Origin of the sequence: Glaciimonas sp. PAMC28666, assembly GCF_016917355.1 — a bacterium.
In the GTDB taxonomy this organism is placed as follows: Bacteria; Pseudomonadota; Gammaproteobacteria; order Burkholderiales; family Burkholderiaceae_D; genus Glaciimonas.
The window spans coordinates 4,371,243-4,387,153 of the sequence record NZ_CP070304.1; the positions used below are offsets into that span (position 1 = coordinate 4,371,243).

The 15,911-nt window shown below is 49.7% G+C and carries 15 protein-coding genes; 7 read left to right on the forward strand and 8 right to left on the reverse strand.

Going from position 1 to position 15,911, the window contains the following annotated elements; genetic code table 11:
• Window positions 1–131: 131 nt before the first annotated feature.
• From JQN73_RS18595 to JQN73_RS18610, 4 genes are all read left to right on the forward strand, one after another.
• Window positions 132–1,070 carry a LysR family transcriptional regulator gene (locus tag JQN73_RS18595; RefSeq protein WP_205320437.1) on the forward strand — a complete coding sequence of 313 codons (939 nt, stop codon included), beginning with the start codon at window positions 132–134 and terminating at the stop codon, window positions 1,068–1,070.
• A 207-nt stretch (window positions 1,071–1,277) separates the two neighbouring features.
• Window positions 1,278–2,471, forward strand: coding sequence for a CaiB/BaiF CoA-transferase family protein (locus tag JQN73_RS18600; protein ID WP_205320438.1), 1,194 nt, complete (start codon window positions 1,278–1,280; stop codon window positions 2,469–2,471).
• Entirely contained in the window at window positions 2,468–3,415 is a 948-nt protein-coding gene (locus JQN73_RS18605) for a hydroxymethylglutaryl-CoA lyase (RefSeq protein WP_205320439.1), read from the forward strand. The genes JQN73_RS18600 and JQN73_RS18605 overlap by 4 nt, the downstream gene beginning before the upstream one ends.
• 573 nt (window positions 3,416–3,988) lie before the next feature.
• The gene (locus JQN73_RS18610) at window positions 3,989–5,599 is read left to right on the forward strand and encodes a sensor domain-containing diguanylate cyclase (RefSeq protein ID WP_205320440.1); all 1,611 of its coding nucleotides are present in this window, start codon (window positions 3,989–3,991) and stop codon (window positions 5,597–5,599) included.
• 79 nt (window positions 5,600–5,678) lie between these two features.
• Here JQN73_RS18610 and JQN73_RS18615 read toward each other — a convergent pair whose 3' ends face one another.
• The 3 genes from JQN73_RS18615 to JQN73_RS18625 form a co-directional block, all read right to left on the reverse strand.
• The gene (locus tag JQN73_RS18615; protein ID WP_205320441.1) at window positions 5,679–6,158 is read right to left on the reverse strand and encodes a Spy/CpxP family protein refolding chaperone; all 480 of its coding nucleotides are present in this window, start codon (window positions 6,156–6,158) and stop codon (window positions 5,679–5,681) included.
• A gap of 224 nt (window positions 6,159–6,382) precedes the next feature.
• Window positions 6,383–6,676 (reverse strand): hypothetical protein, encoded by a 294-nt coding sequence (locus JQN73_RS18620; RefSeq protein WP_205320442.1) that lies wholly within the window; start codon window positions 6,674–6,676, stop codon window positions 6,383–6,385.
• A gap of 55 nt (window positions 6,677–6,731) precedes the next feature.
• The gene (locus JQN73_RS18625; protein WP_205320443.1) at window positions 6,732–6,962 is read right to left on the reverse strand and encodes a hypothetical protein; all 231 of its coding nucleotides are present in this window, start codon (window positions 6,960–6,962) and stop codon (window positions 6,732–6,734) included.
• Window positions 6,963–7,290: 328 nt separating this feature from the next.
• Between JQN73_RS18625 and JQN73_RS18630 the strand changes: the two genes are divergently transcribed.
• Window positions 7,291–8,472 (forward strand): porin, encoded by a 1,182-nt coding sequence (locus JQN73_RS18630; RefSeq protein ID WP_205320444.1) that lies wholly within the window; start codon window positions 7,291–7,293, stop codon window positions 8,470–8,472.
• Between the two features lie 53 nt (window positions 8,473–8,525).
• A complete protein-coding gene (locus JQN73_RS18635; protein WP_205320445.1) occupies window positions 8,526–9,659 on the forward strand; it encodes a tRNA-binding protein in 1,134 nt (377 codons plus the stop codon).
• A 417-nt stretch (window positions 9,660–10,076) separates the two neighbouring features.
• Here the strand turns inward: JQN73_RS18635 and JQN73_RS18640 are convergent, their stop codons facing one another.
• From JQN73_RS18640 to JQN73_RS18660, 5 genes are all read right to left on the reverse strand, one after another.
• The gene (locus tag JQN73_RS18640; protein WP_240162326.1) at window positions 10,077–10,373 is read right to left on the reverse strand and encodes a hypothetical protein; all 297 of its coding nucleotides are present in this window, start codon (window positions 10,371–10,373) and stop codon (window positions 10,077–10,079) included.
• 282 nt (window positions 10,374–10,655) lie between these two features.
• On the reverse strand, window positions 10,656–10,970 hold the full coding sequence (locus JQN73_RS18645; protein ID WP_205320446.1) for a hypothetical protein: 315 nt from the start codon (window positions 10,968–10,970) through the stop codon (window positions 10,656–10,658).
• A gap of 23 nt (window positions 10,971–10,993) precedes the next feature.
• Window positions 10,994–12,775, reverse strand: a complete 1,782-nt coding sequence (locus JQN73_RS18650; RefSeq protein WP_205320447.1) for a GspE/PulE family protein — start codon at window positions 12,773–12,775, stop codon at window positions 10,994–10,996.
• 201 nt (window positions 12,776–12,976) lie between these two features.
• On the reverse strand, window positions 12,977–13,825 hold the full coding sequence (locus JQN73_RS18655) for a spermidine synthase (RefSeq protein WP_205320448.1): 849 nt from the start codon (window positions 13,823–13,825) through the stop codon (window positions 12,977–12,979).
• Between the two features lie 370 nt (window positions 13,826–14,195).
• On the reverse strand, window positions 14,196–14,714 hold the full coding sequence (locus JQN73_RS18660; protein WP_205320449.1) for a DNA-deoxyinosine glycosylase: 519 nt from the start codon (window positions 14,712–14,714) through the stop codon (window positions 14,196–14,198).
• Window positions 14,715–15,160: 446 nt separating this feature from the next.
• Here JQN73_RS18660 and JQN73_RS18665 point away from each other — a divergent pair, with 446 nt between their 5' ends.
• On the forward strand, window positions 15,161–15,910 hold the full coding sequence (locus JQN73_RS18665) for an SDR family oxidoreductase (protein WP_205320450.1): 750 nt from the start codon (window positions 15,161–15,163) through the stop codon (window positions 15,908–15,910).
• Window position 15,911: the final 1 nt, after the last annotated feature.

Consider the following 15,911-nt stretch of genomic DNA (forward strand, 5'->3'; position numbering starts at 1 on the left):
GGTAAGCAGAGAGGCGTCAAGAAAACATCGGAGAGGTGTTCTCCTAGTGTTCGAAGCCGTTGCCAACGATGGCATTAACTTGATATAAGTAGCATCCCCTTACACCACATCGGCTACTGGCCCTAAATTCCATGGCGTTAAATAATCTATTGCGGCGGCTTGATCTCACCACTTTGCAACTGTTCTTGTCTATTCATGAGGAGGGCACGCTCACTCGGGCGGCGGAGCGCGAAGCGATTGCGGTGTCGGCTGCTAGTAAACGACTGGTTGAGTTGGAGCAAGCGATTGGGGTTGCCCTGTTTATTCGCAAGGCCAAAGGTATGGTGCTTACGCCAGCCGGGGAGACTCTGCTCACGCACGCGCGTCGCATGCTGCTAAGCGTGGAAAAAATCGGGCTGGAGCTAGCAGAACATGCGCAAGGTGTTCGCGGATATGTCCGCATGGTTGCCAACTTATCCGCGATTGTAGAATTTTTGCCTGAGGATTTGCGGGCATTTATTCAAATGCACGAACAAGTTAAGCTGGACCTCGAGGAGCGCCCGAGCGGACGGGTTGTGAAAGGTGTCGAAGATAGCTGGGCCGATATTGGCATCTGTTCTGGCGATGTCGATACGCGCGACTTGCAATCCGTCTTGTATCGACGCGACAAATTGGTGTTGGTGATGCGCGATGATCATCCGTTGGCTGGGCATAGCAGTGTCGAATTTGCGACGACCCTCGATAGTGACCATGTCGGGTTACATGCCGAAAGCTCCATTAATGCCCGCGCCCATCTGGCCTCTCATAGTGCCGGAAAAGCCTTGAAAATGCGCATCCAGGTGCCCGGATTTGATGCCGTCTGCCGAATGGCTCAGGTCGGGATGGGGCTGGGAGTGATTCCTCACGCTGTGTTCGTGGCGATCGGGCAGCCGCTCGGTCTGGTCGCGGTGGCATTGGAGGACGACTGGGCACAGCGAGAGCTCAGAATTGTCGTGCGTGACGCGAAAGCGCTGTCGCCGGTCACTCAGGCATTGTTTGATCATTTGAGCTGCGCGGAAATGCGGGCTGGGCTGCTCACTGATGTGACGTGAAGACGCGCAACTTGCGATAAAGCAATCTCCATAAAGCACCATCTGAGCATCATCTAAGCACCATCTTCTGATAATGGATTATTGACCGCGATGTAAGCGTGATAAATATTCAGCATTCTGATTTGGCGAACGCTCGTTGATAATTTAGGGGTGGACGAAAGCCGCTCCCTCCTTTTATCCTGTGGAAAATCAAAACAGGAGAAATTCATGAGCGGACCTCTTAAAGGTATTCGTGTCATAGAGATAGGCACATTGATCGCCGCGCCTTTCGCGGCACGCATGATGGCGGAATTCGGCGCCGAGGTGATCAAAATTGAAGCGCCCGTGACCGGTGATCCCATTCGAAAATGGAGAAAACTGTATGAAGGCACGTCGCTTTGGTGGTATTTGCAATCGCGCAACAAAAAATCCATTTCAATTAATCTAAAGTCGCCGGAAGGCATCGAGATCATCAAACGTCTTGCCAGTAACGCCGATGTGTTGATCGAAAATTTGAAGCCTGGTGCCATGGAACAACTGGGTTTAGGGTGGGATGTGCTCCACGCCTTAAATCCGAAGCTGACGATGGTCCGCATTTCCGGCTATGGCCAAACCGGTCCTTATAAGGACCGCCCGGGCTTTGGCGCTATTGGCGAGGCCATGGGCGGAATCCGTTATACGACCGGTGAGCCAGACGGCGCACCGGCTCGGGTCGGCGTCAGTCTGGGTGATTCGCTCGCCTCACTACACGCCGTAATGGGTGCCTTGATGTCGGTATTGCGGGTCAAAACCGGGCAGGGCAACGGTCAGGTGGTGGACGTGTCGCTGGTCGAGAGTGTTTTCAACCTGATGGAAAGTCTGATTCCCGAATACGATCTTCTCGGTCATGTGCGAGAGCGTAGCGGCGGTGCTTTACCGGGTATCGCGCCGTCCAATACCTATCCCACGCGCGATGGCGCTTATGTCGTGATAGCAGGCAACAGCAATCCGATCTTCAAGCGATTGATGCAGGCGATCGGTCGGGCCGATCTGGCCGATGATCCTGCATTCGAACATAACGACGGGCGCGTGGCGCAAGTCGTGCTGATCGATGCTGCGATTGCCGGTTGGACCTCGGCAAATCCGATTGAAGACGTGTTAGCAACACTCGAAAAAGCAGGCGTTCCCGCAGGACGGATTTATTCCGTCGCTGATATCGTTGCTGATCCACATTATCAGGCGCGCGAGATGCTGCTGTCGGCAGAGTTGCCGGGCGGTGTGACCGTAAAAATGCCCGGCATCGTACCCAAATTGTCGGAAACACCGGGACAAATAAATTGGCAAGGACCGACGCTGGGCGCGCATACAACCGAAGTATTGGCGGAATTAGGTCTTGCTGACATAGAAATTCAACGCCTCAGAGCGACGGGAGTTATTCAATGATTACCAATTTTTCTGAACGACTAATCGTGCAGGAAGTCGCACCACGCGACGGTCTCCAAATTGAGCCAACCTGGGTATCTACAGATGACAAAGTAGCCTTGATTGATCAACTTTCGAGCGCAGGCTTTACCCGTATAGAAGCCGGCTCCTTCGTCTCGCCCAAAGCCATCCCCGCACTGCGCGATGGTGAAGAAGTCTTTGCACGCATCCAGCGCCAGCCCGGCGTCATTTACGTGGCGCTGATTCCGAACAAAAAGGGTGCTGAGCGCGCGATTCAGGCCGGAGCCGACGAGCTCAATCTTGTCATGTCGGCGAGTCAGACCCACAACCGCGCCAATATGCGGATGCGTTGCGAGGAATCGTTGGCCGGTTTTGGCGATATCGTGGCATTGGCGGCAGGAACCGGGCTATCACTTAACGGTACCATTGCCACCACCTTTGGCTGTCCATTTGAAGGCAAGATCGATGAAGATCGGGTGATGGGATTTGTGGAAGAATATCTGAGGATGGGCATCGAGGGGATTACGCTGGCCGATACGACCGGCATGGCGAATCCACGCCAGGTGGCCCGTTTAGTCGAACGGGTACTAAAGCAACTGCCGGCGTCGGCTTTGACACTACACTTTCATAACACCCGCGGACTGGGATTGGCGAATGTGCTGGCGGCGTATGAAGCGGGCGCACGTCGTTTCGATTCTGCGCTCGGCGGTCTGGGCGGTTGCCCGTTTGCCCCTGGTGCCTCAGGCAACATCTGCACCGAAGATCTGGTGAATCTATGTGCGGAAATCGGCATTGAAACAGGGATCGATTTGCCGAAATTGATTTCTATGTCGCGCCAATTGCCAGCGCTGCTTGGCCACGAAGTCTCCGGACAAGTCGCCAAGGCCGGTCGCAATTGCGACCTTCATCTTGCGCCATGGGAGCGCGATAGCCTGGCCGCCTAGCGCTCATTAACCCTTTCGCTGTTTTTCTGTTATGAAATAATAATTAATCGTCGCCATGAGGCGCGCGGTTAGGAGACTCCATGCACGTTCAAAACACCTTTGCCGCAATCGGACGCATGCCCTGAATACACGTTAGGGAAATTTAGCAGCATTGTAAGCACGGTAATGTTATGACGCATAAAGGACCTTACCGCTAGCACCAGGCCAGCGCCTTATGTGATCGGTTGCATGACGTTGCTGTACGCGCTAATACTGATGTTTGATTTGCCAGAGAAATTGCGCCATAAAAGATGAGAGGCGCGTAATATCGCTGGCGGCGGCTTAGGACTTCGATGAATTGCTATCAGCCGGTATTGTCGTTTGCGTTATTTTCATTACCCTGACCGGAATGTAGTTGAATCTGATTGAATAGAATTTCATTGCTCAATTCTGCCCAATATTCAATAATAGTTTCCCGTGGATAATAATTAAATGGAAGCAGCAGTTAAATAAGTTACAACGGGCAATGACTTGGCGCTAATATCCAAAAGCGTGTGACCTCTCTATCAATGAATTGCGATTAGTAAGAAACTTATGACCGGTCTGACCGATAAAGTAAAACCCCAGGACGAAGTTACCGCCAAACGCATACCCATTACCTCGTTAGCAGGAATTTTCGTTATTCTGGTATGTCTTTCTCTGGTATTCGTAGATGGCTGGCGCAGCTGGACGGCACGCAAAACTCAGTTGCAGGAAGTGGATATTGCCACCTCCAATATGGCCCGCGCCATAGCCCAGCACGCCGACGATACTATTAAAGAAGCAGATACCGCATTGGTTGGCCTTGTTGAACGGGTTCAAACCGATGGCACCAGTCCTTTGGCACTGGCGCGCTTACATCGACTGCTGGCGTTGCGTGTGGACGAACTACCCCAATTGAATGGTCTTTTCGTTTACGACGAAAATGGCCGCTGGTTGACTAACTCCCAACCGACCACGGCGACAAACGTCAATAACGCAGATCGGGATTATTTTGTTTATCACCGCACCCATTCTAATGTTGGGCCGTATATTGGGCTTCCGATCCAGAGTCGCTCCACCGGCTCCTGGATATTAACCATATCGCGCAGAATTAACCATTCCGACGGCAGTTTTGCAGGGGTGGCGCTAGCGACAATCAGCATTGCTTATTTCAATAAATATTATGAGAGTTTTGATATTGGACAACATGGAGCGATAGGACTAGCTTTAGATAGTGGCGTGATGTTGACGCGTCGGCCGCTTTTAAAGGACTCTATCGGCAAAAATATTTCCAACTCGTTGCTGCTTGAGGATGTCAACAAGGGGAAAGCGGGAACTACCATTATCAAATCAGGGCAGGATGGGATTAGCCGAATAAATAGCTTTCGACGTCTTGATCAATATCCTCTTTTTGTTTCCGCTGCATTATCAGAGTCTGAGGTGCTGCAAGACTGGCGGGCGGATACCTATCTGCATTCTGCCGGCGTGCTGATCCTTCTTATCGTACTTGGACTAGTTGGACTCAATCTTGTGGGACAGATCAAGCGGCGAGTAGATGCCGAAGCGGAAATCGTTCAAACACGCGATGCCTTAGAAAAGCTCAATCAAACACTCCAAAAATTGTCGTTGCAAGACGGACTGACGGGTCTTGCCAATCGTCGCCATTTCGATATTGCGCTGGAGAAGGAATTTAACCGGGCAATGCGCAACGCAAGCTCACTCGCACTCGTCATGATCGATGTAGATTGCTTTAAGCAATATAACGATATTTATGGTCACGCGGCGGGAGATGAATGTTTAAGACGCCTCAGTCAGGTTGTTAAGTCCAGTCAAAATCGCCCTGGAGACATTGCCGCACGCTACGGTGGGGAAGAACTCAGTGTGCTACTTCCTGGTACCGATGTCAGCGGGGCGTTGCTGGTTGCCGAAAACATCCGGGTGGCGATACGAAATCTGGCAATTGAGCATACGGGAAATCCGGCGGGCATCGTGACCATCAGCGCCGGCGTTGACGCGTTTGTCCCAATCAGGGATGAAAATATGCCTCTGGAATTAATACAATCCGCAGACACTGCGCTTTATTCAGCAAAAACCAGTGGTCGTGACCGGGTCTGTCAAAATGTTAATTTCGTCCACGGCCGGGTGCCACTTTACACGGGTAGCCCAACCGGTGTCGCCAGTTAGACGCATTGGGGATGGAAACAAGTAGCCCGCGCACCGAGAACGTACAGCGGCCCAACGCCCAACGCGCCAAGGTGTGACACTAACGCATTTGTTCTTTCATACGGTTGTTCCATGAAGTCTTTGCAAAAAGATCAAAGATGGTTTTTTGCTCTGTACTCAGGCCGTCATAAAAGGCTTTCGTGATCGAAGCGGTTTTGCTGAGAAAGTCAGCATTCGAACGCATGATGATCACCATCTTTTCCATTTTTTCTGGCGTAGGCAAATTTTGATAGTCCGGGCCGAGTGCACCTTTCATTTTTTCTTTGGATTGTGCTCGCATGGTTGCCTGCGCCGCTAAGTCACTCGAAAACGTAACCCATGCGGCCTGCTGCGCCGGTTTTAGGTTGAGTTTTTGTTTTAACTCTGCCAATCGCTTTTGTGTGGCGGGAACAGGATCTTGCTGCTGACTGGCATTAGCGGCATTGAGCGGTGGCTGCGTGCCTGGTGAGGCAGCATAAGAGGCCGCTCCCACAAACATTAAGCCAGACATGAGACATGCTGTTACGAGTGAATTTTTCATTTTATCTCTCATTAAAGGCCAATTTTTTCGTCAATATATGGGGCACGCTGGATCTGAATTATTATCCCCCCGATGATCAAAGTAAAGCGATACAAGACAAAACGGTCTGACGTCTTGATAAAACGGAAGCGCTAAAACTTACACGATTAGTGCGATCAGGTTATGCGAATTCAAATTAAAAAAAGACAGGATATACCTGTCTTTTTTGCGATCCATCTGATTATTTATTTAGGCGCAGTTTTAGTAGCATCTTTAGTGGCATCTTCTTTCGCGACTGGTGGTGTAGCTTTCGCTTTGGTGGTGGTTTTAGCTTTCACAACTTTGTGATGCGCCTTGGCCTTGACCGTTTTTGTACCGGAGTCGGCAGTGGCTTTTGTTTCAGCCTTTGTCGTTTTTGCTGCCGGCGCGACCGCTGTAACCGGTGCGGCCGGGGCAGTCGGTGCCGCTGGTGCTGCGGCTTGTGCAAAGACGGAAGTGGCAAACAAGCCAGCGATTAGAGCAGCTAATAATTTATTCATTTTTCGTACCTTTTACGTGGTCTTGATTAACTCAGGACATCCCCGAGGGCTTGCGTTATAAACGACCTTGGACAGCTGAGCGTTGACGACAATTACAACCGGTTACAAACTCGGATATTAAAATTTTTGAGCGTTTTATTTGCGCAATTACATAGCGCGAACCCTTTGCTAGCGTCACTTCGTTCCCTTCTTCTTCCTCTTCCTCTTCTTCTTCTTCTTCTTCTTCTTCTTCTTCGTAATTGGCTTGATCACATTTTTTCGGGTGGGTACCCGTGCTCCGCCGCATAACGTCACCGTTCGTCTATACCTGTTCACGTGCGAATGAAATATTCTGATGAGCTGCACATTTGTATTTAAAGAAAATGGTGTCCTGGGCGAACTTAAACAATTCACGGCTGGACACCAGCGCCTGGATTTGAATTAAGGGACGGATAGGCAGGTCGCGCCGTGTGCTGCTATTTTCAGAAAAATCTGGTCTATTTCGAGATAAGTCTTACATACATCGGTAATTTTTTTACGTAGGATTATTTGCCTGACTACAAGGTTTTCAGCCAAGCGTTGTCCGGGTAGATTTCAGAAAAAATAGTTAAAAAAACTAAAAAACTGGGGAATCGATGAAAAAATACATGGTGGCGGCAGGACTTTTTAGCGCAGTGGCAAGTGTGGCTCATGCACAAAGCAACGTGTCAATTTACGGTATTGTCGATGCAGGTATCAATTACACCAATAACGTCGGTGGGAAAAAATTAACCCAACTACAAAGCGGTTATGCGAACGGCAGCCGAATCGGTTTTAAAGGAAAAGAAGATTTGGGCAGCGGCCTGAGTGCCGTATTCCAGCTGGAAAATGGGTTTCTCGTCGATTCCGGTCGAGCTGGGCAAGGCGGACGGCTATTTGGGCGCATGGCGTTTGTTGGCTTGAGCAGCACCAGCGCAGGAACATTGACAATGGGACGACAAGTCGACGCACTTGGGGATTACCCCGGCGACCTGACAGCCAACAACAGCTGGGGCGGCACATTATTCACGCATCCATTTGATAACGACACGAGCAGTTCCTTTACGCTAGAAAATTCGTTTAAATACACCAGCCCGACCGTTCATGGCATAACAGTCGGCAGCGCAATTGGAATGGGAGAACAAACGGGTTCGTTTGCGCAGAATAGTACCTATAGCATGGGGATCAGGTACAAGAATGGTCCATTGACACTTGCCGGTGGATTTATCAGCCTGAATCATCCCGGCATGAAAAACGGCTTGCCGGTCGCTATAGACACAGGTTCAATTTCTAACGCAGACGTCAATTTTGTCTCAGATCAGCAGAAGACTATGGGGGTAGGCGCGGGTTACGTGGTTGGCGCGGCTACCATTAACGTCACTTATTTTCACACAAAAATTAACCATCCATTTGGAATGCAGAGCTTTCCCGGGCAAGCCGAGAATGTGGATTTTTATTTGCGAAAATTATCTACGATCGAATTCAATAATTTAGAAATCAATACGTTGTATCGATTAACACCGACCCTCACGTTAGCGGGAATGTACGCCTACACGCAAGGCCGCGCAAAGCTGGCCGATGGCAGTGCAAACATGAAACCTGCCTGGCATATGCTAGGAGCAATGATCGACTACGCCTTCTCTAAGCGGACCGATGTATATACGCAAATAGCGTATCAACGCAGAGCAGGTCAGCGCACCGGTACCGGTCTCGATAACGCGCATATTGCAGGCACCCAAAATACTTCCTCTGGCAGCGAACAAGGTGTTATTCGCCTCGGCTTGCGTCATCGATTTTAGGCTTAACGCTCTCGCACCGCAAAGCGTTAGCTCCCTTCATGAATGGAATAATAATGTCTATAAATCATACCGTGTTAACTTCGTTAATGGATAAAGGACATCCTTTTGACCATATAGATCACCCTGACATGGAAGACATGATGGCTAACTATCTGGCCATGTCTCAAGCATTTCCTTATCTTCAGGCTGGTTCGCAAAAAGATCTCTTCTTCCAATATCTAACAAGCGGAAAGCCGATAGACAGGGATTTGGAGGTGACAACAATCGTTGGGAATTTTTTAAGCTGGGACGAAACGGGCGGACTGTATGCGCTGCTGAAGAGAAAAATGGCTGGTGTATCCGACATATTGAATACCGACGTCAATTTTCACGCCAATATACTTAAGCGCGATCTCCATACGATTTTTGGTCACAGTGTCATACCGAAATACGGTGAAAACACCCGTTTATATCTGGAAAATCTTTTAGAGAATTTATCCAGCCCTGATGCAGTAGAACGATGCGCAACCATGGTTAGCTTCGAACTACACGCTAATCAGATGATTGTCTCGCTTTGGCGTACGCTCACCAATACATTCCCTGGTTTCAGTAAAAATGATTTGCGATATTTTTACATGCATGTCGGAGGCGATGATCCAGCAGAAAAATATCATGTGGAAATGACGGAAAAAATGATAAGTATCATCGTTGATGATGAAGAAAAACAAAAAAAATTCATAGATCATTTTAAACAAATGTATCGATTGCATATCGGCTGGTGCACAGCGATAGCTTCCCCAACCAATCACGCCTCTTCGCTAGAAAATATTTACGACACTACCAGCGCGGTCTCCAGATCGAGCGATGCAGATACAATCGCTTCTCTGTCAGATTTCGAACGCATCCAACTCCACACGGGTGAAATTGTCGAGGCAACACTTAATCTTAAAGCGAGAATTCCTGCCTATATCCTCAAAATAGATTTCGGCAAAGAGATGGGTATCAAAGTCAGTTCCGCCCAACTCACGGAAAACTATCAAGTATCAGATTTGATCGGGAAAAAAATCGTCGCCGTTACCAATTTTGAAAAGAAAAGAGTTGCGGGTGTGAATTCCGAAGTTCTGGTGTTGGCGACGGTTTGTAAAAATAAAGGAACGTTGCTGTTGGAGGCGAATGACAACGCACTAAAGGGAAGCGTCGTTAAATAGGGTGTCGCAAGGGTTAAGGAAAGGAGGGGCAAGGCGAGAAACTTTTCTGGGCTAGCCAGGATTCACAAAACGCTGTCAGTCGATAGCTTAGCGTTTTATGTTAAACAATTCGGCTTCGAGGCACCAAGTCTACGCTCGGTTCCGCCAGCAGCAATTGGGGCAGCATGACCGCCGATAGCGAACTGAATATTTACCATGAACATAGCGATGTCATGCAACCGTTAAGACAGCGCTTGTTGAATCGGTCATTATGGGGCACTGGATTATGTGAAACAAGACGGGGAGACGGTGCCGAACTCGCCACACCGAAAATCCTTCGCTGGAGCCGTCAGCGCCAATGACATCCATCGGAAAGTCATTAGCGCCAGTCTTGGTCACGCTCTAAAAAGCAGGAAGCATTACACGGGCAATGCTTTGTTAATCGTCGCCTTCAAGGTTGAGGCTGAAGATAGCGTCGTAACCATTTTTTTCACGATCGCTTTCTTGCAGATCGTCGACCAGGCCCATGTCATCGAGTTCTTCGTACGCATTGTTGTATTGGTTGTCGGTAGTTGCACCGATCACGCGATAAATTTCCTGATCGGCGTTGCGGACGCCAATGATTTTGTATTCTTGTCTGACGATATTGAGGTCTACTATTGAAACCAATAAGTTAGTCATGATCGTTTTGTCGAACTCGGGGACGCTGTAGTCGCCGACTAGTGCTGTTTTCAATCGATTCCTCTTTTTGTATATTTGATGTTGCTGATAAATTGCCCGTTGGCTGCACAGGCTTAATTATTTTTTAACTATTCTTTAAATATTTATTGCTAATTTGCTGCTTTTTTAGTCGCCAGAAACGCTGGTAACGCATTTCCAACGGGTATCACGCCAGACAGAGACGCGAAGTATTAATTTTACCTGCACCGGCGTTTGTCGGGGGAATTTGTCTAATTCCCCACCTCTATAATCCAGGTTTGCCGATTTCCCTGTTTGATACGGTATTCAAGATCTCGATCAACATTTGGCGAAAAACATTTTGGTTTGGATATCTTTGCGTTGTTGGCGACTCCACTCCTGGCTTTTGATGGGCCGCTGACTCTCAAATTTAGTGCCACGGTCCATGAGACGTTGCTGGTCTATCTGATCAAGTTCTTTGGTCCGCTCTTCCAATTTTTGACATTCGGCTGTAGCCGGGCTTTTTGATACCTCCACAACCGCATGAGCATTGTTAGTTTGCGCCTGCGCAAGTTGTCCTAAAAAAGGCAGCACGACTGAGAGCGCGAGCGAGACGAATTGGGTTTTAGCGCGTTTTGTTATAAAAGTTGTCATATTCTTCTTTCCCTGTGAGTACTTCAGATGAGAGCGGAGGTGACTTTCAAGACCTCTTCTACCGTGGTGACGCCCGCAATAATCTTACAGGCACCAGCGATGCGCAACGGTTTCATACCGTCAGAAATGCTCTGTTGTTTGAGTGCTTGTAGTTCCGTTTGAGCCTGAATCATTTTTGAAAACGCGGGTGTAACGGTGAGGAGTTCATACAAGCCGGTTCGGCCACGGTAGCCAGTCTGACGGCATTCTGGGCAGCCAACCGGCTGGTAGACTGCGTGCGGCTTTGGAATCGCCGAGTCCTTGATTAAATTCCGCCACACCTCGTCGGTGACTTGACCATCGCCACTTTTACAATGCTCGCACAAAGTCCGTACAAGACGCTGCGCCATAATCCCGATCATCGTACTTTCCAGCAGATAATAGGGTACGCCAAGTTCCAGCAACCGCATGATTGCCGACGGTGCATCGTTGGTGTGCAGTGTGGAAAGCACCAAATGGCCTGTGAGGGCGGCCTGAATGGCCATTTCTGCGGTGGCCAGGTCGCGAATTTCTCCGACCATGATGATATCGGGGTCTTGCCGCATCAGGGCCCGCACGCCATCCGCAAACGTCAGATCAATTCCTTGATTTATCTGCATTTGGTTGAAGGCAGGCTCAACCATTTCGATGGGGTCCTCCACTGTACAAACATTCACTTCCGATGTGGCTAACGCCTTCAATGTCGTATATAAAGTGGTGGTTTTACCTGATCCGGTGGGACCGGTGACCAGAATAATGCCATGTGGGCGTTTGGTGAGCGCATCCCAACGCACGGCGTCATCCGCTGGAAACCCCAATTCTGGCAATGTTTTTACCACGACTTCCGGATCAAAAATTCGCATCACCAGCTTTTCGCCGAAAGCGGTTGGCAGCGTCGAAAGGCGCAACTCAACTTCTTGGCCACCCGCAGTCTTGGTTTTGATGCGACCATCCTGTGGTCGGCGCTTTTCAATCACGTCCATCCGGCCGAGCAATTTGATCCGCGCCGTCATGGCAATCATGACAACCGCCGGGACTTGATATACCTGATGCAATACGCCGTCGATGCGAAAGCGAATAGCGCTGAAATCCCGTTTTGGTTCCATGTGGATATCAGACGCGCGCTGTTCAAACGCATATTGCCATAACCAGTCGACGATATTGATGATATGACGGTCGTTGGCATCCACTTGCTTATTGGCTTTGCCAAGCTCCACCAATTGCTCAAAGTTATTCCGTAATGCTAATTCCTGGCCGCCCGATTTGTGCGCACTCTTGATCGACTTCGCCAGGCTAAAGAATTGCGTGATGTATTGCGTAATATCGACGGGATTTGCAATCACCAACTTAATGTTACGCCGTGTGATTTTGGCAATTTCCGGCTCCCATTCGATGCGAAATGGTTCGGCAGTAGCAATCACCAGTTCCGTTGGTGTTAGCTCAACCGGTAAGATATTAAAACGCGCCGCGTACGTCGCTGACATAACGTCCGCGACTTTGGCAAAGTCGATCTTGAGCGGGTCGATGCGATAGAAGGGCAGCGCAACTTTGTGTGCCAGCCACTCCGTCAACCATTCCAGAGTAATGGGGCGATGCGGAGTGTGGGCAGTCAGGCGCTTGCATTGCGCCACTGCGGACAAGGGATGAATCGCAATGCTAGCGTTACGGAAGATACTTTGGGCTTGTGCATAAAAGTCTTTAACTTCTTCTTTTATAACCGTCCCATCCGCCAGCAACCAAGTAAAGATTTGCTGCAGATCGAGTATTTTTGGAAGCGCTTTATTCATCGTATTATCATGGCCAATCGAGCAAAGTTAACAGTGTGAATTAGATTTGAATCTGAATCTGAAGCTCAATCTGACGTGACCGCGATTTTAACCAGATGTCAATGGCGTGTTCAGATCAACAGCATTCGAACCGCACGCAAAAGTGGGGATGCTTTGCGTTCCTGGCCCAGCGCTTAGTCCACAGTCCGCGATGTTTAGTTCTCAGTTTTCGGTATGCCAGACTTTGATGCCATTCACCCACGATTTTGCCGGCAATTTGGTTTCGGCAGTTATTTCTGCAGCGCGCTCGTAAAGCGTCGTGAAGTCCGGCTTCCAGGCAGTTTTGAAAGCAATCGCGATAACATTGCCGTCATGGACCTCAGGCAGACACCAGACGTCGTCGAAAGCGAACTTCATGGCTTTCAGGTTTTTTGCATAGCTTGGATGGTCCCCAAACAAGTTAACTGTCATCACGCCATCGTCCGTCAGACAAGCGGCGCAGGCGCTATAAAACTCTGGCGTATCGAGTACAGGACCTTTTGCGGTGGCATCGTACAAATCGACTTGTAATGCGTCGATCGTGTTGCGATTCGCCTCGTTCATGACAAAATCCATCGCATCCATTTCGATGACCGATAAGCGGTCGTCGTCCGGCGGCAACTTGAACATGGTTGTGCAAATTGTCAGTACTGACGGATTTAGCTCAATCGCCGTGACGCGTGCCGCAGGAAACTGTCGATAGCTGAATTTGGTCAGGGCAGCGGTGCCGAGGCCCAGCTGCACGATATGTTGGGGTTGATCGTTAAAAAGCATCCATGCCATCATCTGTTGAGCGTATTCCAGCTCCAGCCAATCTGGTTTGCGCAGGCGCATCGCGCCTTGCACCCATTCAGTACCGAAATGCAGAAAACGGACGCCGTCTTGCTCTGACAGAGTGACGGGGGCGAATTTAGGCTTACGCGGCGCTTTTGGTTCTGTTTTAGCCTCTTTTACCTCAGTTTTTTGGAGGCGTTTGCCAGGGCCAGCTTTAAGATTGGCTTCGGCTTCGATTGATTTACGTTTGATCAGCATTGTCTGGAGTTGAGAGGGCTTAAGTGGATGTGTCTGGTTTTGTAGCAATAGCTCACATTATCTGATGTTTACACAATGATACCGCGCCAATGCGTCAATTTTTGTTCAAATGAAGCTTGTGGGTTTGCAGGGTACGGCAGGAGCAGCACCAAAGTCTCCTATCCAGCGGAATCAAATTGCGCGGCGAATTTTCCATTGAAGCAGATGCGCGCCAATTGTGAAAAGCTTAAGGTCAAAGTAGGGACCGCCCAAGAACGCCGGCTTGACATCCACACCGCGCTGGACAAGGTTTTCAGCGCATATTGAAGGGATCGATGCACCTGTCAGACCATTTCTGGTAGCTTTTTCGTTGCAGTATGAGACGGCACCGTTAATATCCGCGTAGAACTTGCCACCTTTGCAACTTTTCGGCGTACGGCAAAGTATAGGCAGGACTACTGGATGGCAGCTCAACGATGCGATAACGCGCTGCATGCTGGCCGAGCACCGCCAGCCCTAGCCGGGCCGCTGTTCCGCCATTAAAAGCGATCGTCGTGAGCGCAGGCAAACTGGCAAGCAAGGCGAGCAGATCATTGTCGTTGCGGTTACGAATGTGGCTATCCAAACTGCCCACGCGATGTGCTTCCGCTACCACGTCCCATAGTCCAACATGCTTTCCCAGCAACGCCTCAAGGCGCGAACTGTAGTCGAGTCGCACCAAATCGAGGCCTGTTACTTCCGACATCAAAAGCCAAAATCGATTTTGTCGATTTCCGTAGTACTCCTGAAGCGCTAACGATTTTTCACCGGGCAAACTCCCCAACACTAAGAGACGGGTTCGAGCATCGACTACCGGATCAAAACATCGCTTTCGCGCCGGCGCATCGTCCAAATTCAATAGCTTTGTCATTTGTAAATTCTAACTTTTAACCTTTACTAAGCACAGTAACTGTTGCGAGGGCAGCCGTAATAGTGCTGTGCAGTCAATGGCGCGACGCCGGGGAAGCCGCCCAATATCAAGATACGCGTCGTCTCATCGATGACTGGCGCAAAGCCAGTGAGATTTGTATTTAGATACTGGCTAATAGCAGAAAAGGAAGGTTGTCGCGGCATAAGCTGATGTTGATAATTAGTCTTCTCCAAGGATCGGTATATTATCGCTCCTGGGGGGTTTTGGCATAACCTGTGGAGTTTGAGTCCTTAAGTGAACCGATTGTAGCGCCCAAGCCATTTTTCCACGCTACGATTACTTGAAGCAATCATAACTTTTTTACGCAAAACACTTTTCCTTGCGCTAGGCTGGTTAGTCAGTTCGGGGTAATTCATTCGTCTTATATCTTAACCAGGAGCGTCGAAATGCAGCAACCCGTTATTCTGATTACAGGCGCCAGCCGCGGTATTGGGGCAGCAACAGCACTTTTGGCGGGCGAGCAGGGCTACGCAGTCTGTGTCAATTATGTCCGCAATCGCGATGCAGCGGATGCTGTGGTGAACGCCATCGTCGCTAAGGGTGGCAAAGCGATGGCAGTTGCCGCCGATGTTGCCATTGAAGGCGACGTTATCAGACTTTTCGAGACACTTGATGCGAAACTCGGCGCATTAACGGCGTTGGTCAATAACGCAGGGATTCTTGAACAACAGATGCGGCTGGAGAATATGGATGCCGCGCGCTTGCAGCGGATATTCATGACGAATGTTATCGGTAGCTTCATTTGTGCACGCGAAGCGGTCAAACGCATGTCCACCGCGTTGGGAGGTAAGGGCGGCGGGATTGTTAATGTGTCATCAGTTGCGTCGCGCGTCGGGGGATCAGGCGAATACGTTGATTACGCCTCTTCCAAGGGGGCAATCGATACAATGACCATAGGATTAGCAAAGGAGGTCGCCGATCAGGGAATTCGGGTGAATGCTGTCCGGCCGGGTGTTATCTATACCGAGATTCACGCCAGTGGCGGCGAAGCCGGACGCGTAGATCGGGTAAAAGATGCTATACCAATGCGGCGCGGGGGCCGTGCCGAAGAGGTTGCGCAAGCAATTATGTGGTTGTTGTCTGATCAAGCGTCGTATTCCACCGGGTCGTTTGTAGATGTCTCCGGTGGTCGTTAGA